A 25,747-nucleotide genomic window follows, 5' to 3' on the forward strand; every position below is an offset into this window, starting at 1 on the left:
CGCCGCCACAGGCTGCCAACCCGGCCGCGCTGTGGTGATCTGGATCGGTGGCGATCAAGTTCCTGAGGTCCGCGCTCGCGGGCGTGGCGACCGTGCTGGTGCTCGGCGCCGGCCTGCTCGCCGGCACGGGCACGACCGCCGACGACGCCTACGCCGAGGGAACACCGGCCCCCACGACCACGCCTGCTCCCACCACGGCACCCGCGCCCGTGGTCGCGAAAACGGTGTCCCCGGTCGGTGCGCTGTTCGCCGACGGCAGCCATTTCTGCACGGCGAGCGTCGTCCATTCCGGCACCGGTGACCTGGTGCTGACCGCCGCGCACTGCGTCAAAGACGGAATGGTGTTCGCACCCGGGTACCACGACGGCGTCGCCCCGCTGGGAATGTGGACGGTCACCGGCGTCGCGGTCGCGGACGGCTGGACGTCCTCGGCCGATCCGGATCTGGATTTCGCGTTCCTGACCGTTCAGCAGGCCGGCAATCCGGCGTCGCTGGAAAGCCTCACCGGCGCGAATGTGCTGGGCGTCGACCGCGGTTTCGACCACACGATCACCCTGACGGGCTACCCCGACACGACCGATTCCCCCGTGGTCTGCACGGGGACCACCACCCGGTTCGACACCTACCAGCTCCGCGTCGCGTGCCCCGGTTTCCCGGACGGCACCAGCGGCGGCCCGTGGGTCGCGGACGGCGCGGTCGTCGGGGTCATCGGCGGCTACGAGCTCGGCGGCGACACCCCAGACGTCTCCTACAGCGCCTACTTCGACGACGACATCGCGAAGCTCTACGCGTCGGCCACGGGCTGAAAACGCGAACCGGGCCCGCGTCCCTGGCGGAGGACACGAGCCCGGTTCACCTCTCGCGAACCCTCAGCAGGTCACGATGAGCCCGGTGAACGCCGAGCACGTCTTGGACGCGCTGTCGTTGGCGCCGTTGGGATCCTGCGGCGAGCTGGCCGTGCGCTGCGCGGTCGCGGTGTACGAACCGATCGCGAGCAGGCCGCCGTTGACCGAGAACTTCGCCGTCGCCGAAGCCCCGCTGGCCAGCGAAGCGACGTCGCAGTTCAGCGTCCGGGTGGTGCCGACGCGGGTGCACCCGGTCCCGCTCGCGAACGACAGGCCGGACGGATACGTTGCCACGACCCGGATCCCGGTCGCCGTCGACGGCCCGGAGTTCGTCACGGTGACCGTGTAGTCGAAGCGCGCGTTCAGCCCGCCGCGGCCGGTCGCCGCCAGCGCGACCTTGACGTCGGCGAGCGTCGTCGGCTGGCCGATCGTGATCGTCGGGCCGTCGGTGCTCGTGAAGGCGTAGTTGTCGCCGACGAACTGGTGGCGCAGGATGAAGTCACCCGGGGTGGCGGTTTCCTTGGCGCGCAAGGTGAACGTGACCGTCCGGGTGCCGCCCGGCTCGAGGTCGCCGACCGGCGCGCGGTAGCTGCCGTCGTAGACGTAGCAGTCGGCGGTCGTGTTGGCGCACGACACGAGGTCGGCGACGTCGGTGAGCGCGACCGGCCGCGCGGAGATCGCCGCCTTGGCGCCGGTCACCGCGAAATCGAGCCCGTTGTACAGGGTTTCCGTGACGGTGAACGTCTGTCCCGGAAGCACGGTGGTGGGACTGACTTCGACGGAACTGGGCGGCGTCTCGGCCTGCGCGGCGGGTGCCATCGCGAGGAACGCCGTGGCCATCGCGGCCACCGAGGTCAGAATCGTGGTGCGTCGCCATCTTCGTTGCATGGTCGTGATCTCGCCGTTTCGGTCCGGGGAATGCCGCTCTGACGGATACTGCGTGGTCTTCGTGGACAGCCGACGTTGATCAGTCGTCGCACTCCCGGAATTCGTTACCGCCAACCGGACGCGTCGCGAGACGACCGTCAGGAGGGACGCCAGCGTCCGTTCATCTCACCCGGACGCGGCGGCGGCCCCGGCAGTTCGGCCCCTTTTCCGGCCGCCAGCCCCTCGACGAGCATGGCCAGGTAGCGCCGCCGCAACTCGGCCGTGCGGTCCGCGTCGCCGACGCGGATCGCCGCGCAGCACTCGAGGAGCATCCCGATGTCCTCGGTCACGACGTCCTCGCGCAGGCGCCCGGACTCGTGCGCCCGCTCGACCAGGCGCGCCGTCAGCTCACCCGCGCGCCGCGCGTCATCGCCCATCTCGGCCGTCGGCGTGAACGTGCCGGCGAGGTGCACGGTCAGCGAGTGCACGTCGGCGTCGACCACCCGGGCGAGGAAGCCGGTGAGCGCGGCCCAGCCGTCCGGTTCGCCGGCGGCGGCCTCGGCTTCGGCGATGTAGGTGCGCAGGCCGTCGTGGCAGAGCCGGCAGAGCAGGAACTCCTTGCTCGGGTACCTCCGGTAGAGCGCGCTGATGCCGACGCCGGCGCGTTCGGCGACGTGGGACACGGGCGCCTTCGGGTCCACCAGGAAGACCTGGCGGGCGGCATCGAGAATGACGACGTCGTTGCGGGCGGCCTGGCCGCGGCGGCCGGGCAGGGCGGTCTCGGGCATGCGCCGAGATTAGCACTGGAACGGACCGTTCCGCTCTGCTATCGTCGGAACGAAGCATTCCGTTCCGGAGTTCGAGGAGCCCGCCATGACCGTCCCCGTCGTCCGCCCCTTCCGCGCCGAGATCCCCCAGTCCGCCCTGGACGACCTGCAGGCCCGGCTGCGCCGCGCGCTGTGGCCGGACGACCTGCCCGCCGAGTACGGCGTCACGAACGAGCGGGTCCGCGCGCTGGCGGAGTACTGGCTGGAGAAGTTCGACTGGCGGGCGGTCGAGGCGCGGCTCAACGCGCACCCGCAGTTCGTCACGGAGATCGACGGCGAGACGATCCACTTCCTGCACGTCCGGTCGTCCCGCGCGGACGCGACACCGCTGGTCCTGACGCACGGCTGGCCGGGCTCGGTCGTCGAATACCTGGACGTCATCGGCCCGCTGACCGAGCCGCAATCGGCCGACGCGCCGGCGTTCCACCTGGTGATCCCGTCGCTGCCGGGCTTCGGGTTCTCGGGCCCGGCGCGGGCGGCGGGCTGGGGCACGCACCGCACCGCGGCCGCGTGGGCGGAGCTGATGAGCCGGCTCGGCTACGAGTCGTACGGCGCGGTGGGCAACGACGCGGGCTCGATGATCTCGCCGGAGATCGGCAGGCTGGCGCCGGAGAAGGTGGTCGGCGTGCACGTCACGCAGCTGTTCTCGTTCCCGTCCGGCGACCCGGCGGAGATGGCGGACCTGAGCGAGGCCGACCAGGCCGCGCTCGCCCACCTGCAGTGGTTCTACGAGAACATGTTCTCCTTCAACCAGTTGCACAGCCAGCAGCCGCACACGCTGGCGTTCGCCCTCGCGGACTCGCCGCTGGGGCTGCTGGCGTGGAACGCCCAGCTGTTCGGCGAGCACCTCGACCCGGAGTTCGTCCTCGCGAACGTGGCGCTGTACTGGCTGACCGGCACGGGCGGCTCGTCGATCCGCTTCTACTACGAGGACGCGCACCGCGAGCCGCGCCGGGAGAGCCCGACAACGGTCCCGACGGCCCTGGCGATGTTCGCGGGCGACTTCCGGTCGATCCGCCGCTTCGCCGAGCGCGACCACGCGAACATCGTCAGCTGGAACGCGTACGACACCGGCGCGGAAGCCGGCGGCCCCCGGGACGCGGCAGGCCACTATGCGGCGCACGAAGCCCCGGAGGTCCTGGTCGCGGACATCCGCGGGTTCTTCGCGAGCCTGAACCGCTGGCCCCTGCTGTCGGCGGCGCACGACACCCTGCGCGCGGCGGCCGCGGGCGTCACGGACTGGTCCGCCCGGACCCCGTGCGCACAGTGGAACGTGACGCAGGTCCTCCAGCACGCAGCCGGCGACCAGCAGGGCTACGCGGCGTTCATCACGGGCGGGCCGGGCCCGGACTTCGACCCGTTCTCCCCGTCGGGCTCGCTGAAGGACGCACCCTCGTTCCTGGAGCCGAAGCTGACGGCATCGGCGGCAGCGTTCGCCACGGTTCTCCCGGACGCGACGGCGGTCCCGACGCCCCTGCCCCAGGGAGCCCTCCCGGCAGCGGTGGCGGTAGGCGCGGCGGCGTTGGACGCGGCGGTCCACGCGTGGGACATCGCGGTGGCGACGGGCCAGGAGTCCCCGCTGACCCCGAGCATGGCGGCGGCGTTGCTGCCGGTGGCAAAGCAGCTGGCCGAGCCTCTCCGAGGCTTCGCGTACGCCCCGGCTTTGGAGCCCGCGTCGGACGACGGCCCGGCCGCGCAGCTCCTCCGGTACCTGGGCCGCGACCCGAAGTGGACGGCTTGAGTCTCGTTCCCTTGCCACGCCGGGAAACCCCGCGGTTCCCCGGCGTGGCCCTCGACTGTTCCTCCTCGGCGACCCGCTCCCGGCCACAAAGGACCCGGCCCGAAAACCCTTTGCCCCCAACAACTCCCGTCCTTACCCTGGCTCCCATGACGAACCGACCCTTCCGGTGGGACCTGGTGCGTCCCGACCAGGTCGGGACGCTCCTCGACGACACCGAAAAACCGCACCTCTGGTTCCTGGACGACCTGACCACCTGCACCGCCAAGGTGCTGGCCCGCTGCGGCGACGGGGAGCTCCACTTCGTCGGCCGGTCGCTCGACAGCATGCACGATCTCCTCGGCGGCGCCCTGGAACGCACGTCGTGGCGTGACCGGGTGCGTCAGCTGCCCGTTTCCCTCAAGCCGCGGCACGCGTTCGGGCGGCGGGATGTCCTGCTGCTGCGGGAAAACCTGGCCGCCGCCGGGATCACGCCCTACTCGCTCGCGCGGGGTACGCGGCCGACCGTGTTCGTCGACCTCGTCTACGAAGGCGACACCTTCACCGAGCTGTACTACCGGCTTCGGGACTGGATCGACGAAGACCGCGAGCCCTGGCAGGTGATCCGGCGCAAGCTGCGGTTCCTCGGCGTCACCCTCCGGCAGCCGACCCGGCCGGACGCCTGGCGGTGGCAGGAGGACGTCGCCTGGACGCGGGAGCTGCCCGCGGCGGCCGTCCGCAACGTGTCGCTCGCGCGGGACGTCTGGTGCTACTTCGGCAACCACCAGCCGAAGCTGACGCCGTCGTTCCCGCGGCAGCGGTGGTCCGACGAAACCGTGCGGACGCCCGACCACGGCGAGGCGACGCGGCGGGCGTTGTCCGAGGCGTTCGCGCTCGTCGACGCCGGGCGGTCGGCCGGCGTGCGCGAGCGGCTCGTGCGGACGATCGGGGCCGAGCCCGCGATCGCCGGTCCGTGGCTGCGGGCGCTCGTCACCGAGCTCCGCTGCTGACCGACGTTCGTCTCCTCCCGTCCGGACCGCCCGCTCGGTACGGTGACCGCATGAGGCGCAAGGCGGTGGCGGTCCGGCGGGAGGAGATCGTGCTCGCCGCGCTGGAACAGGTGCGGCTCCGGGGCATCGCCGGCGTGCGGGCCGCGGACGTCGCCAAGGACCTCGGCGTCAGCACCGCCCTGGTCTTCTACCACTTCGGCACCCTCGAAACGCTCATCGTCGAGGCCTTCCGGCAGGCCGCCGAGCGCAACCTCGCCGTCCTGCGCGAGGAGCTGAACCGCGCCGGCCCGGCCGGTGAACGGCTGCGTGCCGTGCTGGCCCTCTACGGTCCGACCGAGCCCACCGCGGGCTGGCACCTGTGGATCGAGGCCGGGGCCGCCGCGATGCGGGACCCCGAGCTGCGGAACGTCGTCCAACGGCTGGACCTGCGGTGGCGCGACGCCGTCGTCTCGCTCATCACCGAAGGCGTCGCGGCCGGCGAGTTCCGGTGCCCGGACCCGCGGGGCGCGGCGTGGCGGCTGACCGCCCTGCTCGACGGGCTCGCCGTGCAGTTCGTCGCGCGGGAGGGCACCGTCACCGCCGCCGACTGCGCCCGGTGGGTCGACCAGGCGCTGGCGCACGAGCTCGGCGAGACCGAGCTGGCGCTGACCACGGAGGGGCGATGACGGACGCGGCCCTGCTCGAGGTGGCGTGGACCGACCCCGTCACCGGGTGCCGCGGCTACCTGGTGATCGACCGGCTGGTGCGCGGCGTGGCCAGCGGCGGCCTGCGGATGCGGCGCGGCTGCACGCTGTTCGAGGTCCGGGGCCTGGCCAGGGGCATGACGCTCAAGGAGGGCCTCAACTACGACCCCGACGGCCGGTACGTCCCGCTCGGCGGCGCCAAGGGCGGCATCGACTTCGACCCGTACGACGAGCGCGCCCGCGACGTCGTCGCCCGCTACCTGCACGCCATGCGGCCGCTGATCGAGCGCTACTGGACCATGGGCGAGGACCTGGGCCTGCGCCAGGATGTCATCGACGGCGTGATCGCGGAGATCGGCCTGCTCAGCTCGGTCCAGGCGGTCTACCCGCTGCTCGAAGACCGCGAGGCGGCGACCGACCGGCTGGCGGCGGCCTTCGGCATCGAGGTCGGCGGGCTGGGGCTCGACGAGCTGGTCGGCGGGCTCGGCGTCGCCCAGGCCACGCTGACCGGGCTCGAGATGCTGGGGCTGCGCGGCCCGAACCGCGTCGTCGTCCAGGGGTTCGGCTCGATGGGCGGTGCCACCGCGCGGTTCCTCGCCGAGGCCGGCCTCCGGGTCGTCGGGGTCTCGGACGTGCGCGGGGTCGTCGTCAACCCGGCCGGCCTCGACGTCGAGCACCTGCTGCGGTACCGCGACCGCTTCGGCGGCATCGACCGCGACCACCTCGGGCCCGGTGACGAGCTGCTGCCGCCCGAGGCCTGGCTCGAAGTCCCGGCCGAGGTCCTCGTGCCGGCGGCCATCTCGTACTGCGTCGACGGCGACAACCAGGCCAAGATCGGCGCGAAGCTCATCGTCGAGGCGGCGAACATGCCCGTCACCGCGGACGCCGAAGCGCTGCTCGACGCGCGCGGCATCCGCGTGGTGCCGGACTTCGTGGCCAATTCGGCGACCAACTCCTGGTGGTGGTGGACGCTTTTCGGCGACGTCGGAGCGGACGCCGACGAAGCCTTCGGCAAGGTGCGCACCCGGATGCGCGACCTCGTCACCGGGATGTTCGAGCGGGCCACCCTGGACGGCCTCAGCCTGCGCGACGCCGCCCTGCGGCTTTCCGAGAAGAACCTCGAGGCCGTCCAGGCGCGCTTCGGCTGACGCACGTGTCCCGCCGCGCCGTCTCGGGTAGTAGCGGATCATGACGGAATTCGCGCGCACCCCGGACCTGGACATCGGCTACGAGGTCGACGGGCCGCCGAACGGGCGGCCCCTGGTCGCGGTCCACGGCTGGCCGGACGACCCGCACTGCTGGGACGACGTCGTCCCCGCCCTGGCCGAGGCCGGTTTCCGGGTGTTCCGCCCGTACCTGCGCGGCTTCGGCCCGACGACGTTCCGCGACCCGGGCAAGCCGCGCGACGGTGGCTGGGACGTGCTCGGCGCGGACCTGCGGGACTTCCTCGACGCGCTCGACCTCGCCGACGTCGTCGTGGTGGGCCACGACTGGGGCGCGCGGGCTGGGTACGCGCTCGGTGCGCGGTTCCCCGAGCGCGTTTCGCGCCTGGTCGCGATGTCGGCGGGCCACGGCTCGGCCGGTCCCGTCACGCCGCTGGACCACGGCGCCCTGGACGGCGACCGGCGGGCGTACGCGCTGCACCTGTGGACGACCTGGTCCCCGGGCTGGGAGTTCACCGGCGACGCGTTCGACCGGGCCGCGGCGGCGTGGGACAACGACGACTGGCCGGCGGTCTCCGCCGCGCTCCACGGCGCGGGCGGCGAAGGGGACGCACCCGAGGTCCGCGTCCCGACGCTGGTGCTGCACGGCGCGCGGGACGCCGGCCACCCGCCGTCGAGCAGCGAAGCGAAGAACCACCTCTTCACCGGGAAGTACGAGCGGGTGGTCTTCGAGGACGTCGGGCACTTCCCGCCGCGGGAGGCCCCGGTCCGGACGGCCCGGCGGATCACCTGGTGGGCGCGGCCCTGAGCGGCGGGAACGAAACGGCCCACCTGATAGTTGAACGCTCTATGAAACTCGGCATCTACAGCTTCGGCGACCGCACGCCGGACCCGCGCACCGGTGAGCAGCTGTCCGTGGCGCAGACGCTGGCCAACACCCTCGAGCGGATCAAGCTCGCCGACGAGCTGGGCCTGTCCTTCTACGGCCTCGGCGAGCACCACCTCGACCAGTACGCCATCTCCAACCCGGGCACCGTGCTCGCCGCCGCGGCGGCCGTCACGGACCAGATCACGCTCAGCTCCGCGGTCACCGTGCTGAGCACCGAGGACCCGGTCCGCCTCTACCAGCAGTTCACGACGCTCGACCAGCTCAGCCACGGCCGCGCCGAGCTGCTCGCCGGCCGCGGGTCGTTCACCGAGTCGTTCCCGCTGTTCGGCAACGACCTCGGCGACTACGACGAGCTGTTCGAAGAGAAGCTCGCCCTGCTCCTGCACATCGACCGCCAGGACCCGCTGACGTGGTCGGGCAGGTTCCGGCCGCCGCTGGAGAACGCGCGGATCCTGCCCCGGCCCTACGGCGAGCACCTGCGCATCTCGGTCGGCACCGGCGGCAACCCGGAGTCGTCGATCCGCGCCGGGCTGCTCGGCCTGCCCGTCGTGTACGCCGTGATCGGCGGCCGGCCGGAACGCTTCGCCCCGCTCGTCGACCTCTACCGCCAAGCCGGTGAAGCCGGCGACCAGCACGACCTGCACGTCACCATGGGCGCGATCGGCTTCGTCGCCGAAAAGTCCCAGGACGCCAAGGAGAAGTTCTACCCGTACTGGCTCGAAACGATGAAGTACGGCGCGAAAGCCCGCGGCTGGGCGGTCCCGACCCGGGCCGAGTACGACCAGTACACCCACGGCGCGCAGGCGCTGTTCGTCGGCAGCCCGCAGGAGATCGCCGACCGGATCATCGAGGTCGGCAAGCTCACCGGCGCCGACCGCTACGCGATGCAGATGGACTGGTCCGGCGTGCCGCAGGCCGACGTCATGCGCGCCATCGAGCTGCTCGGCACCGAAGTCCTTCCGTTGGTGCGCAAGGAGTTCTAGACGTCGTTCCCGGCGATGAAGCCGAACGTCATCGCCGGGCCGATGGTCGAGCCGGCGCCGGCGTAGCTGTGGCCCATCACGGCCGCGCTCGCGTTGCCGGCCGCGTAGAGACCGGGGATCACGGACCCGTCCGGGCGCAGCACGCGCGCCCGGGCGTCCGTGCGCATGCCGCCCTTGGTGCCGAGGTCGCCCGGCACGATCTTGAACGCGTAGAACGGCGGCGCCCACAGCGGCGCGAGACAGGAGTTCGGCAGCACCAGCGGGTCGGTGTAGTAGTGGTCGTACGCGCTGACGCCGCGCCGGAAGTCGCCGTCCACCCCGGACCACGCGAAGCCGTTGAACCGGTCCACAGTGGACTTCAGGGCGGCGGGCGGCACGCCGATCGCCGAGCCCAGCGCCGTGATGCTCGACGCCTTGAAGACCGCCCCGGCCGAGTACCAGGCGTCCGGCAGCGGCAGCAGCGGCAGGGTGTCGCGGAAGAGGTACTTGTTCCGGTAGTTCTGGTCGACGACGAGCCACGCGGGGATGTCCGGCTCGGCCGGGTTCCTGTCGTACATCACGTGCACGACGTCGCTGTAGGGCGCGGCTTCGTTGACGAACCGCTTGCCCGCCTGGTTGACGATCAGACCGCCGGGCAGGGTCCGCTCGGCCAGGCAGAAGTACGGGTCGCCGGGGATCGGGATGGCCGGCCCCCACCACGCGTCGTCCATCAGGTCGAGCGCGGCGCCGGCCCGCTGCCCGGCGCGGTGGCCGTCGCCGGTGTTCTCCTTCGCGCCGACCGTCCACGCCGTGCCGATCGGCTGCCGCTGGTACTGCGCCCGCATCGCGGCGTTGTGCTCGAACCCGCCGGAGCCGACGATCACGCCCCGCCGGGCCCGGACGAGCCCCTGCGGCGTCAAAACCCCGGTCACCGCGCCGTTTTCGACGTTCAGGTCGAGCAGCGGCGTGTTCAGCAGCACCGGCACGTTCGCCTGCAGCAGGCCCGCCCGCAGGCCGGCGGCGAGCGACTGGCCCATGGTCAACGGCTTCTGCCCGGCGAGCGCGGCGGCCGTCCCCCGCGCGAGACAGGCGGCCGCGACCGCCGCACCCTTCGCGTTGACCGCGGCCAGGTTCAGCCACTTGTAGTCGGCGCTGAACACGACCATCCCGGCCGGGACGGCGAGGTACGGCGGGTTCAGGTTCGCGAGTTCGGCGCCGAGGAGATTGCCGTCGAACTGGTCCGGCTCGATCGAGCGGCCGTTCGGCAGGCCGCCCGGGAGCTCCGGGTAGTAGTCGCTGTAGCCCTCCATCCAGCGGAACCGCAGCGGGCTGTTCGCCAGCACGAACGCGATCATCTCCGGACCACTGCGCAGGAACGCGTTCTGCCGCTCGATCGGGACGTCGGAGCCGACGACGGCGGCGAGGTACTGCGCGGCTTTCGCCGGTGTGTCCGGGACACCGGCAGCGAGCAGCACGGGGTTGTTCGGGATCCAGATCCCGGCGCCGGAGCGGGCCGCGGAGCCGCCGAACGTCGGCGCCTTCTCGAGCACGACGACGCTCAACCCCCGCTTGGCGGCGGTAAGCGCCGCGGTCATCCCGGCCGCGCCCGCGCCGACCACGACGACGTCGTACTCCGCCGGGGTCGCCGCGTGGGCGAGCCCGGTCGTCATGGCGAGGCCCACGCCCGCCGCGGTGCCGCGCAGGATCTGGCGGCGGGTCAGCTCGGCATCCATGGCGCACATCGTGTCGGCCCACCCCCGGAACTGGAACATGTTCTACCCGCTTGGAGCAGCCCCGTAGGCCACTGGTCCGAACCCATGACGACATTCGCGCACCAAGTTGACGCCACCCTCATGTTCTGGCTAACTTGAGAGCAGCCTCAATTTATTCCGAGGAGGAACCCTTGTCGAAAGTGATCGCCGTCCTGGGTGTCGGGCCCGGGCTCGGCCTGTCGATCGCCCGGCGCTTCGGCCGCGAAGGCTTCACCGTCGCGCTGGTTTCGCGCACCGACACCCGGCACGCGCAGTACCGCGAAGCGCTGCCGGACGTCACCACGCACACCTACACCGCCGATCTGACCGACGAAGCCCAGCTCCGCACGGTCCTCGACCGCATCTCCGCCGAAGCGGGCGAAATCGACACCGTCTACTTCGGGCCGGCCGTCGCGGTGGATCTCAAGCCGCTCACCGAGGCCGGCGCCGCCGACGTGCTCAGGGGGTTCGAAGCCGCCGTGCTCCCGGCGGCCCGGCTCGTCGAAGCCCTGCTGCCGCGGATGCGCGAGCGCGGTTCGGGCTCGCTGCTGTTCGCGGGCGGCCTGAGCGGAAAGCACCCGATGCCGATGCTCGGGAGCCTCGCCCCGGCCTCCGCGGCCCTGCGCATGTACGTCCTGACGCTCCACGCGGCCCTGCGCGAAACGGGCGTCTACGCGGGCATCCTCACCATCGGCGGCCTCATCGAGCGCGGCGACATCCACCGGGACTTCAGCCGCCAGGACCTCGGCTTCGAGGTCGGCACCCTCGACCCGGACGACATCGCCGACCGGGCGTGGTCGCTGCACCGCGAACGCACCGACGCGGAAGCGGAGTTCTCCGCGATGGCGGCCGTCTAGCCTGGGGATCATGTACACCCCGGGGGATCGAAACCAGCTCCGCGAAGCCCTGGTCGAGGCGGCCCGGTCGGACGAGCGCGTCACCGGCGCCGCGCTCACCGGCTCGGCCGCGCTCGACGCCGAAGACGCGTGGTCGGACATCGACCTGGCCTTCGCCGTCACCGGCGATCCCGGGCCGGTGCTCGCGGACTTCACCGCGCTGATGTACCGCGAGCACGGCGCGGTGCACCACATGGACGTCGTGTTCGAGCGGACCGTGTTCCGCGTGTTCCTGCTGGCGAACACGCTCCAGGTCGACCTGGCGTTCTGGCCGGAGGCGGACTTCGGCGCGACGACGCCGAAGTTCCGGCTGCTGTTCGGCACGGCCCAGGACCGCCCGCCGGCCCCGCCGCCGGACGCGCGGCGCCTGATCGACCTGGCCTGGCTGCACGCCCTGCACGCCCGGTCGAGCATCGAACGCGGCCGCGGCTGGCAGGCCGAGTACATGATCGGCCGGGTCCGCGAGTACGCCCTCGCGTTGGCGTGCCTGCGGCACGCCGTCCCGGCGGGCGAGGGGCGCGGCCTGGACCTGCTGCCCGCCGCCGTGCTGGAACCGTTCGAAGCCACGCTCGTCGGCGGTCTGGGCGATCTCGGCCGGGCGTTCCACGCCGTCACGGACCTGCTGATCGGCGAGGCCGAGCGGGTCGAGGCCGACCTGGCTCAGCGCTTGGCGCCGTTGCTGCGCGAGCTGGCCAGGTAGCCGAGTTCCGGGTGCGCCGCGACGTAGGCGTCGAGCAGCCGCCGCGCGACGGACACCGAGTCGACCAGCGGATGCAGCGCGAACGCCCGCAACGCGGCGTCGCGCGACCCCGTCGTCGCGGCTTCGATCACCGCCCGCTCGACGGCCTTGACCGCCGTAACCAGCCCCAGTGCGTGCTCGGGCAGCGGCCCGGTGGCCAGCGCGCGGGCGCCGTTCGCGTCGACGTCGCACGGCACCTCGACGACGGCGTCCGCGGGGACGCCCGGGAGCGCGGAGCCGTTGCGGACGTTGAGGATCAGCGTCGTGCGTTCGCCGTGTGCGATCGCGCGCATCAGCCTTAGCGCGACCTTCTCGTAGCCGCCGCCTTCGAGGTCGTCACGCTCCCCTTCGCGCGTCTCGGCCATGTACGTCGCTTCGCGCTCTAGCCGCGTGCGCTCCCACGAAGCGAGCGAAGGCGCCGCGTAGAAGTCACGTTGCTGCTCCAGAAGCTGAGCGCCGCGAGAGTGCGGGCTCATCGCTTCGCGCGCGAAGTAGTAATAGTGCAGGTACTCGTTCGGCAAGGCGCCGAGAGCGCGCAGCCAGTCCGCGCCGAAGAGCTTGCCCTCCTCGAAGGACTCCAGCGCGTCAGTGTCGGCGAGCAGCTTCGGCAGCACGTTGTCGCCACCGACGCGAACTGCGCGAAGCCAGCCGAGGTGGTTCAGGCCCGCGTAGTCGAACCACGCCGTCGCCGGATCTACGCCGAGGGCGCGCGCGACGCGGCGGCACAGCCCCACCGGCGAGTCACAGATGCCGAGCACCCGGCCGCCGAGGTGCGCGGCCATCGCTTCGGTGACCATCCCGGCGGGGTTGGTGAAGTTGATGACCCACGCTTCCGGCGCCCGCTCGGCGATCGTGCGCGCGAGCTCGACGGCGACCGGGACCGTCCGCAGCCCGTAGGCGATCCCGCCCGCGCCGACGGTTTCCTGGCCCAGCACGCCTTCCGCGTGCGCGATCTGCTCGTCGAGCCGCCGCCCGCGCAGGCCGCCGACGCGGATGGCGGAGAACACGAAGTCCACATCGGACAGTGCGTCGCCGAGGTCGGTGGTGGTGCGCACCCGCGGCGCGGCGCGCACCCCGGCGGCCTGCTCGGCGAGAACGCGTTCCGTCGCGCCGAGCCGCCCGGCGTCGACGTCGTGCAGCACCAGCTCGGTGACGCCGCCGTCCGCCAGCAGCGCGCCGTGCACCAGCGGCACGCGGAAGCCGCCGCCGCCCAGGATCGCGAGCCTCATCGCAGCACCTCGACCCCGGCTTCGCCCAGGGCGGCGCAGGTCGGCTCGTCCGCCCCGGTCGTGGTGACGACGACGTCGAGCGCGTCCGGCCCGCAGACCCGCGCCAGGCCGGTGCCGGGGAACTTCCCGGCGTCGGCGAGCAGCACCACGCGGTCCCCCGCGGCGACCATCGCGCGCTTGACCGGCACCTCGACGACCGTCGAGTCCATCACGTGCCCGTCGCCTCGGACGCCGCTGGCACCGAGGAAGACCGTGTCGGCGTGAACTTGGCGCAAGGCGTCCTCCGTCAGGAATCCCACCATCGAGTGATAGCTGCGCCGAACCACGCCGCCGAGGAGGACGAGCTGGACGTCGTCGGCGTCCTTCAGCTCTTCGTAGACGGCGAGGCTGCTCGTGATCACGGTCAGCGCCCGGTCGCGCAGGTGGCGCGCGAGCCGGTGCGCGGTGGTGCCGATGTCGAGCAGCACGGTGTCACCGTCGCAGACCAGGCTCGCCGCGCGGCGGGCGACGGCGTCCTTCTCGTCGGCCCGCTCGGCCGCCACGCGGGCGAACGGCTCGTCGTCGGCCGCCATCGCCCCGCCGTAGACGCGGGTCAGCCGGCCTTCGCGATCGAGCTGCACCAGGTCGCGGCGCACGGTGGCCGGGCTGACGCCGAGCCGCTCGGCCAGCACACCGACCGGCGCCGGGCCCTCCGCGCGCAGGGCCCGCAGGATGAGCTCGTGGCGGCGCTGGGGCAGCATGCGGGGACGATAGCAGTCAAACTCGCTCATTTTCCGAGCGAGTTTGCGCGGGTCTTGCGGATTCTGCGCATCTGAAGCACGCTCGTGCGCATCCGTGACCCCTGGAGGCGCCCGTGGCGGACGAGCCCGACATCGATGTCTTCCTCTCCGGCCTGCTGTTCTTCGACCTGGTGTTCACCGGGCTCGAGCAACCGCCGGCGCCGGGCACGGAGGTGTGGACGGGCGGCATGGGCTCCGGCCCCGGCGGGATCGCGAACTTCGCGGTGGCCCTGAGCCGGCTCGGCCTGCGGACGTCGCTGGCGGCCGCGTTCGGCACCGACGTCTACGGGCGGTACTGCTGGGACGTGCTTTCGCGGCAGGAGCACATCGACTTGTCCCGCTCACGGCGGTTCCCCGAGTGGCACTCGCCCGTCACGGTTTCCCTGGCCTACGCGGGCGACCGCGCGATGGTCACGCACGGCCACCCGCCCCCCGTCCCGGTCGCCGAACTGGCGGGCGCACCGCCGCCCAGCCGCGCGACGGTCGCGCACATCGGCCTCGACACCGCCGAGTGGGTCCACAGCGCGCACCAGGCGGGCAGCCTCGTGTTCGCCGACGTCGGCTGGGACCCGTCGGAGGCGTGGTCGCCGGCCCTGCTCGACCAGCTCGCGTGCTGCCACGCGTTCCTGCCGAACGACGTCGAAGCGATGGCCTACACCCGCACCGGCAGCCCCGAAGCGGCGCTGGCCGCGCTCGCCGAACTGGTCCCGGTCGCCGTGATCACGCGCGGCGCCTCGGGCGTCCTCGCGGTCGACGGCACGACCGGCGAGACCGCGGACATCCCGGCCCTGCCGGTCAACGTCCTCGACGCGACGGGCGCGGGCGACGTCTTCGGCGCGGGGTTCGTCGCCGCGACCCTGACCGGCTGGCCCCTGGCGGACCGGCTCCGGTTCGCGGGCCTCACGGCGAGCCTGTCGGTGCAGCACTTCGGCGGCGCCCTGGCGGCCCCGGGCTGGCACGAGATCGCCGAGTGGCACACGCGCAACCGCTTGCCGGAGTACGGGTTCCTCGACGACGTCCTGCCCGCCGAGACCATCGCCGAGACGTCCCGCCGCGGCCCGGTGACGCTCGGCTTCGGCGACGACAGCTGGCGCTAGTGCACCCGCGCGCCCGCCGCTACACGGCATCCGGGCTGCGGACGTCCCTCCTGTCGGTGCCGGGCGCGGTCGGCGCGGAGGCGGTGGGCCTGCGGCCGATCGGCGAAGTGATGGGCTGCGTCGTCTCGCAGGACCCCGACGTCTCCTCGGGCATGCGCCACGGCTACGCGACGGCGCTGGACCGGCTGCGCGCGGAGGCCTCGGCGCTCGGCGCGGACGGCGTGCTGGCGATCGCCTGCACGGCGACGCGGGTGAGCGCGACCGTCCGCGAGTTCGTCGTCCTGGGCACGGCCGTCCGCGCCCGGCGCGGCCCGCGCCCGGCCCGGCCCTTCACGACGGGGCTGCCGGGCCCGGACGTGGCCAAGCTGCTGCTGGCGGGCTGGGTCCCGGTGACCGTGGCGATCGGCATCGGCGGCGGCGAGGCGTACGACCTCGCGATGACCGACCACCCGGGCACCGAGGCGGCGGCCCCGACGGCGCTGGTGACCCGCGTCCGCGCGGCGGCCCGGGCGGAGTTCTCGTCGGTCGTGGCGGCCTCGGGAGCCGGCGGCGGCCTGGTGTCGTCGACCACGCTGCGGGCCTGGGCGCTGGGCCGCACGGGAGTGGCGGCGGTGGCGAGCGTCTTCGGCACGGCCGTGGCCCGTTCCGGGGGCGGTCCGGCCGAGTCCCGCACGGTGCTGCCCCTGGATCGCCGCCGACCGGACCTTCCGGACATCCGCCGGTGATCGGCCCGCGTGCACCGCACGACCGCGCGGATCCGTGCCACGATGGGAGGCGAACCGGTCGAAGGAGGTCCGCCAGTGCCCGAGTGGGACGGTCGTGGCCTGCCGCCCGTCGCACGGGCGCGCGTCGATCGCTTCGCGGCGTCCGGACTGAAGACGTCCCTGCTCAGCGTGCCCGGCGCGGTGGGCGCCGAGGTCGCGGGCTTCACGCCCGTCGGCGAGGTCATGGGCTGCGTCGTGCAGCAGGTCGGCTGGACCGGGCCGAGCACGTGGCCCGCCGACCAGGTGAAGCTGATGTCCGGGATGCTGCGCGACGGCTACGCGACCGCGCTCGACCGCCTCGGCCAGGAAGCCACCGCGCTCGGCGCCGACGGCGTCCTCGGCATCACGTTCAAGGTCACCTCGCTCGACGGCGTCATGCAGGAGTTCGCCGCCCTCGGCACGGCCGTCCGCGCGGAGACGAAGCAGCGGCCGCGGCGGCTGTTCACCACCGACTTGCCGGGCCAGGACGTCGGCAAGCTGATGCAGGCGGGCTGGGTGCCGGTGCGCGTCGTGATCGGCGTCGCCGGGCGCGCCCAGTACGACTACAACATGCAGTACCAGACCAACGTCTGGGCCGGGAACACCGAAGTCGACGCGCCCACGAAGGTCGTCAACGAGGTCCGCGGCGCGGCCCGCGCGGAGTTCGCCCGCGCGATCCGCGACAGCGGCGCCGACGGCGGCATCGTCTCCGGCATGACGCTGCGGACGTGGCCGGTGCAGGAGGTCGCGATGGCCGGCATCGCGACCATGACCGGCACCGCGATCGCCCAGTTCCACGCCGGCCGCACCGCGCCGGCGAACGCGCTCAAGATCCTGCCGTTGAACCGTTCCTGAGGAGGCTTCGTGACCACCGCGGATCCCGCCGCGCAGCACATCCCCGAGGATGCGATGCGCCGGCTCGCCGAGATGCGACCTGGTCAGAAGACCAGCCTGTTCACCTCCGACCTGAGCGTCAACGAGTTCCTCCTCGTGCGCGAAGCCGGGTTCCGGCCGCTCGGGCTGGTGCTCGGCTCGAGCATCTACCACGTCGGGTTCCAGATGGGACGGTGGAGCAAGAACCAGGAGATGGACCGGCTTTCGCAGGCGATGTACCACGCGCGTGAGCTGGCGATGTCCCGGATGGAGGCGGAGGCCGACGTCCTCGGCGCCGACGGCATCGTCGCGGTCCGGCTCGAAATCGAGTTCAAGGAGTTCGGCAGCGACCTCGCCGAGTTCATCGCCGTCGGCACCGCGGTGAAGGCCGACGAGCCCGGCGAATGGCGCAACAACACGGGGAAGCCGTTCACCTCGGACCTGTCCGGACAGGACTTCTGGACGCTGGTCCAGGCCGGGTACGCCCCGCTGGGCATGGTGATGGGTACGTGCGTCTACCACATCGCGCACCAGCGGTTCCGGCAGATGATGGGCAACATCGGCCAGAACGTCGAGATCCCGCAGTACACGGAAGCGCTGTACGACGCGCGCGAGCTCGCGATGTCGCGCATGCAGGCCGAGGCGGAACAGCTGGAGGCGGAAGGCATCGTCGGCGTGCAGCTGCTGTCGCTGCCGCACCGCTGGGGCGGCCACACCACGGAGTTCTTCGCGATCGGCACGGCGGTCAAGCCGTTGCGCGCCGACCACCACATCGCCAAGCCGCAGCTCGTGCTGCCCCTCACCGACTGATGGGCGAGCTGGACTTCCACCTGGTGGCGGCGGCCCTGCGGCTGGACCGCGCGGACGTCGAGTCCTACCACCGCGTCCTGTCGGAGACCCTCGGCAGCGCCCTGCCCCCGGGCATGGTCGAGGTGACGCGGCAGCGCTCGTTCGCCGACCGCGTCGCGGGCCGCGACGGCCAGGCGGTCGCGGTGCGAGTGACCACCCCGGACCGGGTGCTGGTGCTGAGCGCGGCCGAGCACGGCGGCGTGGCGGCGGAGATCCACCAGGTCGTGCGGGGCGTGGTGATCAGCCGCAAACCGGCCGCGATCGACGACTGGCTCGCCGCGCTGGCCCAGGAGCTGACGGCGTTGGCGGAGAAGGACGCGAAAGCCCGGGACGCGCTCTCGCGCCTGCTAGGCGGCTAAGGCCGGCCGGACCGCGGGGCCCGGCCGGCCTTCCGGTCATCCGACCGTCACCAGCAGGATCTTGTTGTGGCTGTTGTGCGGCGTGCTGTCCTTGTCACCGTCCACACTGGTCGCCAGCCACATCTTGCCGTCCGGCGCGGGCTCCACCGTGCGGAGCCGGCCGTACGTGCCGTCGAAGAACGTCTGGAAGTTCGTCAGGGAGCTGCCGCTGATCACCGCGCGGTAGAGGCGCGTGCCGCGCTCGCACGCCACGTACAGCGCGTCGTGGATGATCGTGATGCCGCTGCACGAGCCCTGCGCCACCGGGTACGTCTTCTTCGGCGCGATGAACCCGGCCGTGCCGCACGTCCCCGACGTCCCCTCGCACGAAGGCCAGCCGTAGTTGCCGCCCTTCACGATCAGGTTCGTCTCGTCCATGATGCTGTTGCCGAACTCCTGCTCCCACAGCCGGCCCTGCGAGTCGAACGCCAGGCCCTGGACGTTCCGGTGCCCGTAGCTCCACACCGCGTTGTGGAACGGGTTGTCCGCCGGGACCGTGCCGTCCGGGCTGATCCGCAGCACCTTTCCGTTGAGACTGCTGGTGTTCGACGCGTTGTCGCCGTTCTGGGCGTCGCCCGTGCCGGCGAACAGGTAGCGGCCGTCGGGGCTGAACCGCAGCCGGCCGCCGTTGTGGAACTTGTTGCGCGCGATGCCCGTCAGCAGGATCTGCTCGGTGCCCGTCGACAGCGAGTCGGCGGCCGCGTCGTACTTGATCCGCACGATCCGGTTGTCGCTGGGCGACGTGTGCATGATGTAGAGCCAGTGGTCCGAAGCGAAGGACGCCGGGTTGATCTCCAGCCCGGTCAGGCCGCCTTCGCCGTCGGTGCTCTGGACGTTCGGCACGGTGCCGATCGTCTTCTTCGCCCCGGTCTTCGGGTTCAGGTGGACGATCGCGTGCGCGTCGCGCTGGTTGTAGAGGATCGTGCCGTCGGGCAGCGTGACCAGGCCCCAGACGACGTCGTCGTCGGTCCCGACCTGCGTCGCACCGCAGACACCCTGCGACGGCGAGCAGCTCGACCCCCCGGTGGTCGTCACGTTCAGCACCGGCGTGCTGGGATCGCTCAGGTTCCCGTTCCCGTCGATGGCCCGCACCTGCAGGTGGTAAGGCGTGTTCGCGGTCAGCCCGCCGAGCGTGGTGCTCGCCGTGTCCGACGTGCCGATCTGCGTGCCGCTGTCGTAGATCCGGTAGCCGGCGACACCGACATTGTCCGTCGAAGCGGTCCACGCCAGCCCGATCGACGTGCTGTTGACCGCGGTGGTGTGCACGTTCCCGGGCACGGACGGCGGCGTGTGGTCGTCGGACGGCGGCGTCTTCACCGCGAGCGTCCCGCTGGCCTGCGAGACGTTCCCGGCCGCGTCGCGCGCGTTGACGTAGAAGCCGTAGCTGCCGTTGGGGCCGAGGTTGCCGCAGGTCGCCGTCAGGGCGCCGGTGGTGCTGGCGCAGAGCTGGCCGTCGCGGTAGACGTCGTAGCCCACGACGCCGTTGTCGTCGCTGGCCGCGGTCCACTCGATGGTCGCGCTGGTGGGCGTGACGCTGACGAGCGTCGGCGTGCCGGGCGGCGAAGGCGGGACGACGTCCCCGGTCGAGCCGTAGACGCCGATCTCCTGCAGCGAATAGCCCTTCGACGCGTCGGTGCGGCAGCGTTTGGTGCCGTACATCCGCACGTAGCGGCCGGTGCCGTCGAGGGAAGTCAGGTCTTCGACGCCGCCCTTTCCCGCGGTGGTCGAGTAGATCCGCGTCCACGTGACGTGGTCGGCCGAGGTGTCGATCTCGTAGGCCGCCGCGCACGAGGCGTCCCACTGCAGCCGGACCCGGCTGACGTGCGCGGTCGCCCCGAGGTCGACGTAGATCCACTGCGGATCGACCCCGGCCGCGCTGGCCCAGCGCGTCGCCGAACTGCCGTCGACGGCGCCGGGCGCCGGACAGCACCCGCCCGACGACGACGCCGTCACCGGCTTTCCCTGGGACAGCAACGTATCCGCGGCCCGCACGGGCCCCGCCACGCCGATCGTCGCGGCGACGAGCGCGAGCACGACCGTCCCCACCTGAAGTCGTCTGATCATCCGTCCTCCACGCTGCCGGTGCGGAGGGTCGACGAACAGGCACGCCTCCGCGGAACACCGTCCCGCCGCCCGGCGCCGGTCTCCTGCGCGCCCGGGCCCGTCGGCGAACGACCCGTCGGCGCAGGCAGAGGCGGATGCCTGACGACGACGGCGGGGTTCTCCGGGACCGGACCGACCTGGAGCCAGGGCGATCTCGGGGAAACCCTACGAGCACGCCGCCGGACCGGTCAACCGGCACCGCACCGGCGTCCCGCTCACCGAACTCCTTGCGGGGAAAAGGATTTCAGGGCGTCACCACCCGTCCGAGGAATCCGCGGACATACCCGGCGATGGCGTCGAGGTGCGATTCGAGCGCGAAGTGGCCGGCGTCGAGCAGGTGGATCTCGGCGTCGGGCAGGTCGCGGGCGTAGGCCCGGGCACCGTCGGCGACGAAGATTTCGTCGTTGCCTCCCCACACGGCGAGCAGCGGGACCTGGCTGGTCCGGAAGTACTCGTGGAACTTCGGGTACAGGCCGATGTTGTGGTGGTAGTCCGCCAGCAGGGCCATCTGGATTTCGGCGCCGCCGGGCCGGTCGAGCAGGGCCTGGTCGTGAACCCAGACGTCCGGGCTCACCAGGGCCGGGTCGGGCACGCCGTCGAGGTACTGCGCCCGGGTGGCTTCGAGGCTGACCATGCCACGCAGGTCGTCCTCGCTCAGCGTGCCGGCGGCGAGCTTCTGCGGAAGGCCGGCGCCCAGGCCGTCGACGTAGGCGTTGCCGTTCTGCGTGACGATCGCGGTGACCCGCCCCGGGTTCCCGGCCGCGATGCGCAGGCCGACCGGCGCACCGAAGTCCTGGATGTAGAGCGCGAAGCGGTCCAGGCCGATCCGGTCGAGCAGCCCGAGCGTGAGCTCGGCGAGCGCGTCGAAGGTGTAGGTGAACTCGTCCACCGAGGGCGCGTCGGACGCCCCGGCCCCGAGGTAGTCGGGCGCGACGACGTGGTAGCGGTCGGCCAGCGCGGGGATGAGGTGCCGGTACATGTGCGAGCTGGTCGGAAACCCGTGGAGCAGCACGATCGTGGGCGCGTCGACCGGCCCGGCCTCCCGGTAGAACAGCCGGCGCCCGTCAACGCTGGCAAAGCGGTGATACACGGCAACCATCGGTCACTCCTCACGTCTCATGGATACTTTTACATTTATCCATGAGACAATGTAGACTTGTCAACGACCGGGACAATGAAGGCCGAGCGAAGGAGGCGACGTGGTCACAGCAGCCCCCGGCGAGGAGCGGTCCCCCGCGCTGGCACTGGTCAACACCCGCCGCCTGAGCGCGAACGGCGAGGTCGACGACCTCACCACCCCAGCCGGCGCCACCGAGTGGCTGCGCGAGCACAACCTCCCACCCGCCCCACTCGACGCGGACACCCTCGCCCGAGTCACGGACCTCCGCACCGCGGTCCGCGAGCTGCTAGCCGCCCTGGCAGACGACCGCCCGCCGGCCGCAGCCGCGGTGGAGACGGTGAACGCGGCCACCCGCGCGGACGCCGCAGCCCCCCAGCTGACCTGGCCGGCCACCCCACGCCGGGAGTGGCGCAGCACGAGCCCGGGCAGCGTCGAGGAGGCCCTGGCAACCCTGGCCCGCGACGCGATCGAGGTGCTCACGGGCGACTTGGGCAGCTTGGTACGCCCCTGCGAGGCCCACGGCTGCGTCCGGTATTTCTTCCGCGAGCACGCCCGCCGCCGCTGGTGCTCGACAACGTGCGGAGACCGCGTCCGCGCGGCCCGCCACCAGCGCTTGGTGGTGGAGCAACGCGAGGCTGCCCAGGAGCGGGCCTGAGGCCCGTTTCGACCGCAGCCGGGCTCAGGTCACACCGGATGCCGGTAGCCGTGACCATCGGCTCGCCACACCCTGGCCCGGGATGCAACCGGCCCGCGCGTGCAGTGGCGACCGCGTGTGCAGCCGCGACGCAACGGGCCCGCGCGTGCAGCCGCGACCCGCGTGGCAGCCACGACCCGCGCGTACGGCCGCGACCGCGTGTCGCCGCACACCGCCCGCCCGCACGCCCTGCCCCACGCGCGATCGACCCACGGCATCGCGCCGCGTCTCACCCAGCCTGGCTCAAAAGGATCGACCCTCGGCGTAAGCCGGGAGCGCGAACCGACGCCCGCAAAGCCTGGCCGCGCACCGAAACCGGCACGCGCAACCAGAGACGGCCGCACTCAGTCCGCGAAAGCCGCCCGCACGCCACCTACAGCCCGCACTGTCGCCGACCACCGCGCCTGGCCGCGCGGCCAACGGCTCAGTCCGTGGTGAACGCCGCCGATCGGCTGACCTCGGCCCACTCCGCCACCTCCGCTCCTCGGGCGCGGTCCGAACGCTGCACCGCTTCCACCGCGTCCGCGCCGAGCAGCAGTCGCAGGGGCGGCCTTTCCAGGCGAACGACGTCGGCGAGGATTCGGGCTCCTCGGGCCGGGTCGCCTGCTTGCTTGCCGTCCGTCGCGTCGCGGAGGCGGTGCATCTCGCCCACCGAGGCGTCGTACTCCGGGCGGACGTGGGCGCGTTCCATCGAGGCGCCCTGCCAGTCCGTCCGGAACGCGCCCGGCTCCACGATCGTGACCTTGACGCCGAACGGCTTCACTTCCGCGTTGAGCACCTCCGAGAATCCCTCCACCGCGAACTTCGCCGCCTGATAGGCGCCCAAGCCCGGCGACCCACCGACCCGGCCGCCGACCGACGAGAACTGCAGGAAGTGGCCTGAGCCCTGCTCGCGGAACACCGGCAAGGCCGCCCGCGTGACGTTGACGACGCCGAAGAAGTTGGCCTCCACCTGTGCCCGGAAGTCGTCTTCCGGCATGTCCTCGATCGGTGCGCTGTTCGCGTAGCCGGCGTTGTTGGCCACGACGTCGAGCCCGCCGAACTCGCGCACCGCGAAGGCCACGGCCTCGCGCGCGGCCACGGGGTCCGTGACGTCGAGCTCGAACGCGCGGACCGCGTCGCCGAATTCGGCCACCAGATCTTTCAGCTGCTCCGGCCGGCGCGCGGTGGCGACCACGCGATCGCCGTCCTCGAGCGCGACCCGCACCAGCTCCCGCCCGAAGCCGCGGGAACTGCCCGTGACCAGCCAAGTCCTGCTCATGATGCCCTCTCCTCGCTCGTCCGAACCGGCTAAACAACCGGTTGGTTACCTCAAGACAACACCTCATCAGGGGATTTGTCAACCAACCAGTTGGTTGATAGAGTGGCTCACATGAGAGACGCGGCGGAGACCAAGCGGCGACTGCTGGCCGCCGCCACCGAGGAGTTCGCGGAACGGGGCATCGCAGGCGCCCGCGTGGACCGGATCGCGGACGCCGCCGGATGCAACAAGGCGATGCTCTACAAGTACTTCGTCAACAAGGACACCTTGTTCGACACGGTTTTCGGCGAATCGGTCGGCAAGTTCGTCCTCGACGTCCCGGTCGACGCCGAGGACCTGCCGGGCTACGCCGGGAAGCTCTTCGACCGGTACGAAGAGCAACCGGCGACGCTGCGGCTGGCGATCTGGCACCGGCTGGAACGCCCCGAAGGCAAATGGGTCACGGAGATCGTGCTGGCCAACGAGATCCGGCTGGGCGACCTGCAACGAGCACAGGACGAAGGGAGACTGTCCAAGCACTACACACCTCTGGAGCTGCTGGTGCTGATCCAGTCGATCTCGACGGCGTGGGCGACGACCAATTCGGAACTCGGCGTGCGCACCACGATCCCCCGCGCGCAACGGCGGGAACTCGTGGTGGACGCGGTGCGGCGGCTGATCGCGGAGAGCTGACGAGCGGTGCGCGAAGAACTCCGGCGCGAGTAGCGTGTGGTCCGCCGAGCCGGGCCGAGGGAAGGACACGCGATGGACTGGACGCTCGAAGTGGTCGTGGTGCCGGTGTCCGATGTGGACCGCGCGAAGGCGTTCTACGCCGACCAGCTCGGGTTCACCCTCGACCACGACATGACGGTCGGCGAGAACGCGCGGATCGTCCAGCTGACCCCACCGGGCTCCGGCTGCTCGGTCGTGATCGGCAAGGGAGCCGTGGCAGAGATGCCGCCCGGTTCGCTCAGGGGGCTGCAGCTGGTGGTCAAGGACCTGCCGAAGGCGCACGCGATGCTGCTCGAGCGGGGCGTCGTCGCCGGCGAGATCGAGGTCTTCGGCGCGGGCGCCTGGGATGGGAAGGCCGACCTCGACAACGTCGGTTTCGTGCACTTCGCGGACCCGGACGGGAACGAATGGACGGTGCAGCAGATCTCGTCGCGCCACTGACGGGACACCGTTCGGCAGCAAGCCGGGCCACGTCCGGGCGGCGGCAAGGACGGTCGGCGACAGCCGATCGACGGCGGACAACCGGGCGCCAAGCACGGTCGGCGACAGCCGATCGACCGCGGACAACCGGGCACCAAGGCACGGTCGCCCGCGGCTGCGGCTGCGGCTGCGGCTGCGGCTGCGGCTGCGGCTGCGGCTGCGGACAGTGGCTGGCAACTGCAGACGGCGGCAAGCCGAGGAGCGCGAAGCGCCCCACCGGCTCACCCCCGACGCCGGACTAGTCCACCAGTGCACCACAGCTGACGTTGACCGTCGACGCGGTCATCGTCCGCGCCCGGTCCGACGCCACGAACGCTGCCACCGCGCCGACGTCGGCCAAAGTCGCCGCGCGGCCGAGCATCGTCTTGCCGGCGATGTTTTCCTCCAGTTCCTCGCGGCCCGGGAAGCCGGACGGCAGCGTCTCCGGGATGCCGCCCGTCCGGAGCGTCACCGCCCGGACGCCGTGCGGGCCCAGCTCGGCGGCGAGCTGGCGGCGCATTGCCTCGAGCGCGTGGAACGCCACCTGCAGCCCGCCCACCGAGAACTCGCGCACGGGATCGCCCGCGCCCCCGAAGAGGAGGATCACACCGGAACCCTTCTTCACCATGTGCCGGGCCGCCGCGCGGGCGGTCAGGAACTGGGTGCGCACCGCCGTCAGCACCGGGCGCTCGTAGTCGGCCAACGTCATGTCCAGCAGCGGTGTGCCCTGGACGTCGCCGTGGGCGATGAGGTTGAACGAGATGTCCAGGCCGCCCTGGGCGGCTACCTCGTCGGCGTGGTCGTCGACCGCCTGCTCGTCCAGGGCGTCGACCTCCGCGGCCTCGGCCGACCCGCCCGTGGCGCGGATGCGCGAGGCGACCTCGTCCAGCCTCGCGCGGGTGCGGCCGGCGAGGAAGACCCTCGCGCCTTCCTCGGCGAATGCCGTGGCCACGGCCGCGCCGATGCGGCCCCCTCCGCCGTAGACGATCGCGTTCTTGCCGGCGAGCAACGTCATGGGTCCCTCCGATGTCCGGGGTGCGGTCACCGACGCGTCGAACGGGAGGGGCCGGAATCGACCGGGG

26 protein-coding genes are annotated in these 25,747 nt (G+C 72.1%); 17 read left to right on the forward strand and 9 right to left on the reverse strand.

Annotated features, from left to right (window positions below; genetic code table 11):
* Positions 1-47: 47 nt before the first annotated feature.
* A complete protein-coding gene (locus ACWEN0_RS31750; protein WP_451981851.1) occupies positions 48-806 on the forward strand; it encodes a trypsin-like serine peptidase in 759 nt (252 codons plus the stop codon).
* Between the two features lie 63 nt (positions 807-869).
* Here the strand turns inward: ACWEN0_RS31750 and ACWEN0_RS31755 are convergent, their stop codons facing one another.
* The gene (locus tag ACWEN0_RS31755; protein WP_451981854.1) at positions 870-1,694 is read right to left on the reverse strand and encodes a hypothetical protein; all 825 of its coding nucleotides are present in this window, start codon (positions 1,692-1,694) and stop codon (positions 870-872) included.
* 176 nt (positions 1,695-1,870) lie between these two features.
* Positions 1,871-2,500 carry a TetR/AcrR family transcriptional regulator gene (locus ACWEN0_RS31760; RefSeq protein WP_451981857.1) on the reverse strand — a complete coding sequence of 210 codons (630 nt, stop codon included), beginning with the start codon at positions 2,498-2,500 and terminating at the stop codon, positions 1,871-1,873.
* Between the two features lie 85 nt (positions 2,501-2,585).
* On the opposite strand from ACWEN0_RS31760, the gene ACWEN0_RS31765 reads away from it, so the two are divergent.
* The 6 genes from ACWEN0_RS31765 (at position 2,586) to ACWEN0_RS31790 (ending at position 8,984) form a co-directional block, all read left to right on the forward strand.
* Positions 2,586-4,280, forward strand: a complete 1,695-nt coding sequence (locus ACWEN0_RS31765) for a TIGR03086 family metal-binding protein (protein ID WP_451981860.1) — start codon at positions 2,586-2,588, stop codon at positions 4,278-4,280.
* A 146-nt stretch (positions 4,281-4,426) separates the two neighbouring features.
* Positions 4,427-5,266, forward strand: a complete 840-nt coding sequence (locus ACWEN0_RS31770) for a hypothetical protein (RefSeq protein WP_451981863.1) — start codon at positions 4,427-4,429, stop codon at positions 5,264-5,266.
* A gap of 50 nt (positions 5,267-5,316) precedes the next feature.
* Positions 5,317-5,931, forward strand: a complete 615-nt coding sequence (locus tag ACWEN0_RS31775) for a TetR/AcrR family transcriptional regulator (RefSeq protein WP_451981866.1) — start codon at positions 5,317-5,319, stop codon at positions 5,929-5,931.
* Positions 5,928-7,097 (forward strand): Glu/Leu/Phe/Val dehydrogenase dimerization domain-containing protein, encoded by a 1,170-nt coding sequence (locus ACWEN0_RS31780; RefSeq protein WP_451981869.1) that lies wholly within the window; start codon positions 5,928-5,930, stop codon positions 7,095-7,097. The genes ACWEN0_RS31775 and ACWEN0_RS31780 overlap by 4 nt, the downstream gene beginning before the upstream one ends.
* A 40-nt stretch (positions 7,098-7,137) precedes the next feature.
* On the forward strand, positions 7,138-7,920 hold the full coding sequence (locus tag ACWEN0_RS31785) for an alpha/beta fold hydrolase (RefSeq protein WP_451981872.1): 783 nt from the start codon (positions 7,138-7,140) through the stop codon (positions 7,918-7,920).
* Positions 7,921-7,961: 41 nt separating this feature from the next.
* The gene (locus ACWEN0_RS31790; protein WP_451981875.1) at positions 7,962-8,984 is read left to right on the forward strand and encodes an LLM class flavin-dependent oxidoreductase; all 1,023 of its coding nucleotides are present in this window, start codon (positions 7,962-7,964) and stop codon (positions 8,982-8,984) included.
* Here the strand turns inward: ACWEN0_RS31790 and kstD are convergent.
* Complete coding sequence (gene kstD / locus ACWEN0_RS31795) at positions 8,981-10,696, reverse strand: 3-oxosteroid 1-dehydrogenase (protein WP_451981878.1); 1,716 nt, start codon at positions 10,694-10,696, stop codon at positions 8,981-8,983. The two genes, ACWEN0_RS31790 and kstD, sit on opposite strands and share 4 nt — an antisense overlap.
* Before the next feature lie 179 nt (positions 10,697-10,875).
* On the opposite strand from kstD, the gene ACWEN0_RS31800 reads away from it, so the two are divergent.
* Entirely contained in the window at positions 10,876-11,571 is a 696-nt protein-coding gene (locus ACWEN0_RS31800; protein WP_451982244.1) for an SDR family NAD(P)-dependent oxidoreductase, read from the forward strand.
* A gap of 10 nt (positions 11,572-11,581) precedes the next feature.
* Entirely contained in the window at positions 11,582-12,310 is a 729-nt protein-coding gene (locus ACWEN0_RS31805; RefSeq protein ID WP_451981881.1) for a nucleotidyltransferase domain-containing protein, read from the forward strand.
* Here the strand turns inward: ACWEN0_RS31805 and ACWEN0_RS31810 are convergent.
* Positions 12,271-13,578 carry a 6-phospho-beta-glucosidase gene (locus ACWEN0_RS31810; protein ID WP_451981884.1) on the reverse strand — a complete coding sequence of 436 codons (1,308 nt, stop codon included), beginning with the start codon at positions 13,576-13,578 and terminating at the stop codon, positions 12,271-12,273. The genes ACWEN0_RS31805 and ACWEN0_RS31810 overlap by 40 nt on opposite strands.
* On the reverse strand, positions 13,575-14,318 hold the full coding sequence (locus ACWEN0_RS31815; protein ID WP_451981887.1) for a DeoR/GlpR family DNA-binding transcription regulator: 744 nt from the start codon (positions 14,316-14,318) through the stop codon (positions 13,575-13,577). The genes ACWEN0_RS31810 and ACWEN0_RS31815 overlap by 4 nt, the downstream gene beginning before the upstream one ends.
* Positions 14,319-14,431: 113 nt before the next feature.
* Here ACWEN0_RS31815 and ACWEN0_RS31820 point away from each other — a divergent pair, with 113 nt between their 5' ends.
* The 5 genes from ACWEN0_RS31820 (at position 14,432) to ACWEN0_RS31840 (ending at position 18,278) form a co-directional block, all read left to right on the forward strand.
* The gene (locus tag ACWEN0_RS31820) at positions 14,432-15,454 is read left to right on the forward strand and encodes a carbohydrate kinase family protein (RefSeq protein ID WP_451981890.1); all 1,023 of its coding nucleotides are present in this window, start codon (positions 14,432-14,434) and stop codon (positions 15,452-15,454) included.
* Positions 15,454-16,179 (forward strand): heavy metal-binding domain-containing protein, encoded by a 726-nt coding sequence (locus ACWEN0_RS31825; RefSeq protein WP_451981893.1) that lies wholly within the window; start codon positions 15,454-15,456, stop codon positions 16,177-16,179. The genes ACWEN0_RS31820 and ACWEN0_RS31825 overlap by 1 nt, the downstream gene beginning before the upstream one ends.
* A 75-nt stretch (positions 16,180-16,254) precedes the next feature.
* A complete protein-coding gene (locus ACWEN0_RS31830; protein ID WP_451981896.1) occupies positions 16,255-17,052 on the forward strand; it encodes a heavy metal-binding domain-containing protein in 798 nt (265 codons plus the stop codon).
* Positions 17,053-17,061: 9 nt separating this feature from the next.
* Positions 17,062-17,880 (forward strand): heavy metal-binding domain-containing protein, encoded by an 819-nt coding sequence (locus tag ACWEN0_RS31835; protein WP_451981898.1) that lies wholly within the window; start codon positions 17,062-17,064, stop codon positions 17,878-17,880.
* On the forward strand, positions 17,880-18,278 hold the full coding sequence (locus ACWEN0_RS31840; RefSeq protein WP_451981901.1) for a hypothetical protein: 399 nt from the start codon (positions 17,880-17,882) through the stop codon (positions 18,276-18,278). Before ACWEN0_RS31835 ends, ACWEN0_RS31840 begins: the two co-directional genes overlap by 1 nt.
* Before the next feature lie 36 nt (positions 18,279-18,314).
* On the opposite strand, the gene ACWEN0_RS31845 is transcribed toward ACWEN0_RS31840, so the two are convergent.
* Together ACWEN0_RS31845 and ACWEN0_RS31850 are read right to left on the reverse strand one after the other, a co-directional pair.
* A complete protein-coding gene (locus ACWEN0_RS31845) occupies positions 18,315-20,363 on the reverse strand; it encodes a PQQ-dependent sugar dehydrogenase (protein ID WP_451982247.1) in 2,049 nt (682 codons plus the stop codon).
* 301 nt (positions 20,364-20,664) lie between these two features.
* Positions 20,665-21,519 (reverse strand): alpha/beta fold hydrolase, encoded by an 855-nt coding sequence (locus ACWEN0_RS31850; RefSeq protein ID WP_451981904.1) that lies wholly within the window; start codon positions 21,517-21,519, stop codon positions 20,665-20,667.
* 100 nt (positions 21,520-21,619) lie between these two features.
* Here ACWEN0_RS31850 and ACWEN0_RS31855 point away from each other — a divergent pair, with 100 nt between their 5' ends.
* The gene (locus tag ACWEN0_RS31855) at positions 21,620-22,195 is read left to right on the forward strand and encodes a CGNR zinc finger domain-containing protein (RefSeq protein WP_451981907.1); all 576 of its coding nucleotides are present in this window, start codon (positions 21,620-21,622) and stop codon (positions 22,193-22,195) included.
* A gap of 463 nt (positions 22,196-22,658) precedes the next feature.
* Here ACWEN0_RS31855 and ACWEN0_RS31860 read toward each other — a convergent pair whose 3' ends face one another.
* A complete protein-coding gene (locus ACWEN0_RS31860; protein ID WP_451981909.1) occupies positions 22,659-23,495 on the reverse strand; it encodes an oxidoreductase in 837 nt (278 codons plus the stop codon).
* 111 nt (positions 23,496-23,606) lie between these two features.
* Between ACWEN0_RS31860 and ACWEN0_RS31865 the strand changes: the two genes are divergently transcribed.
* Both ACWEN0_RS31865 and ACWEN0_RS31870 read left to right on the forward strand, forming a co-directional pair.
* Positions 23,607-24,167: a TetR family transcriptional regulator gene (locus ACWEN0_RS31865; RefSeq protein ID WP_451981912.1), complete on the forward strand. Its 561-nt coding sequence runs from the start codon at positions 23,607-23,609 to the stop codon at positions 24,165-24,167.
* Positions 24,168-24,239: 72 nt separating this feature from the next.
* Positions 24,240-24,647, forward strand: coding sequence for a VOC family protein (locus ACWEN0_RS31870; RefSeq protein ID WP_451981915.1), 408 nt, complete (start codon positions 24,240-24,242; stop codon positions 24,645-24,647).
* A 277-nt stretch (positions 24,648-24,924) separates the two neighbouring features.
* Here ACWEN0_RS31870 and ACWEN0_RS31875 read toward each other — a convergent pair whose 3' ends face one another.
* Complete coding sequence (locus tag ACWEN0_RS31875; RefSeq protein ID WP_451981918.1) at positions 24,925-25,680, reverse strand: SDR family NAD(P)-dependent oxidoreductase; 756 nt, start codon at positions 25,678-25,680, stop codon at positions 24,925-24,927.
* Between the last annotated feature and the right edge of the window lie 67 nt (positions 25,681-25,747).

The organism is Amycolatopsis sp. NPDC004378, from assembly GCF_053602455.1.

Excerpts from the sequence above, each read along its gene's own strand:
- ACWEN0_RS31875 (WP_451981918.1), bottom strand. The coding sequence starts at position 25,680 with ATGACGTTGCTCGCCGGCAAGAACGCGATCGTCTACGGCGGAGGGGGC.
- ACWEN0_RS31780 (WP_451981869.1), top strand. The coding sequence starts at position 5,928 with ATGACGGACGCGGCCCTGCTCGAGGTGGCGTGGACCGACCCCGTCACC.
- ACWEN0_RS31870 (WP_451981915.1), top strand. The coding sequence starts at position 24,240 with ATGGACTGGACGCTCGAAGTGGTCGTGGTGCCGGTGTCCGATGTGGAC.
- ACWEN0_RS31860 (WP_451981909.1), bottom strand. The coding sequence starts at position 23,495 with ATGAGCAGGACTTGGCTGGTCACGGGCAGTTCCCGCGGCTTCGGGCGG.
- ACWEN0_RS31770 (WP_451981863.1), top strand. The coding sequence starts at position 4,427 with ATGACGAACCGACCCTTCCGGTGGGACCTGGTGCGTCCCGACCAGGTC.
- kstD (WP_451981878.1), bottom strand. The coding sequence starts at position 10,696 with ATGGATGCCGAGCTGACCCGCCGCCAGATCCTGCGCGGCACCGCGGCG.
- ACWEN0_RS31865 (WP_451981912.1), top strand. The coding sequence starts at position 23,607 with ATGAGAGACGCGGCGGAGACCAAGCGGCGACTGCTGGCCGCCGCCACC.
- ACWEN0_RS31790 (WP_451981875.1), top strand. The coding sequence starts at position 7,962 with ATGAAACTCGGCATCTACAGCTTCGGCGACCGCACGCCGGACCCGCGC.
- ACWEN0_RS31760 (WP_451981857.1), bottom strand. The coding sequence starts at position 2,500 with ATGCCCGAGACCGCCCTGCCCGGCCGCCGCGGCCAGGCCGCCCGCAAC.
- ACWEN0_RS31850 (WP_451981904.1), bottom strand. The coding sequence starts at position 21,519 with ATGGTTGCCGTGTATCACCGCTTTGCCAGCGTTGACGGGCGCCGGCTG.
- ACWEN0_RS31805 (WP_451981881.1), top strand. The coding sequence starts at position 11,582 with ATGTACACCCCGGGGGATCGAAACCAGCTCCGCGAAGCCCTGGTCGAG.
- ACWEN0_RS31785 (WP_451981872.1), top strand. The coding sequence starts at position 7,138 with ATGACGGAATTCGCGCGCACCCCGGACCTGGACATCGGCTACGAGGTC.
- ACWEN0_RS31840 (WP_451981901.1), top strand. The coding sequence starts at position 17,880 with ATGGGCGAGCTGGACTTCCACCTGGTGGCGGCGGCCCTGCGGCTGGAC.
- ACWEN0_RS31775 (WP_451981866.1), top strand. The coding sequence starts at position 5,317 with ATGAGGCGCAAGGCGGTGGCGGTCCGGCGGGAGGAGATCGTGCTCGCC.
- ACWEN0_RS31765 (WP_451981860.1), top strand. The coding sequence starts at position 2,586 with ATGACCGTCCCCGTCGTCCGCCCCTTCCGCGCCGAGATCCCCCAGTCC.
- ACWEN0_RS31810 (WP_451981884.1), bottom strand. The coding sequence starts at position 13,578 with ATGAGGCTCGCGATCCTGGGCGGCGGCGGCTTCCGCGTGCCGCTGGTG.
- ACWEN0_RS31815 (WP_451981887.1), bottom strand. The coding sequence starts at position 14,318 with ATGCTGCCCCAGCGCCGCCACGAGCTCATCCTGCGGGCCCTGCGCGCG.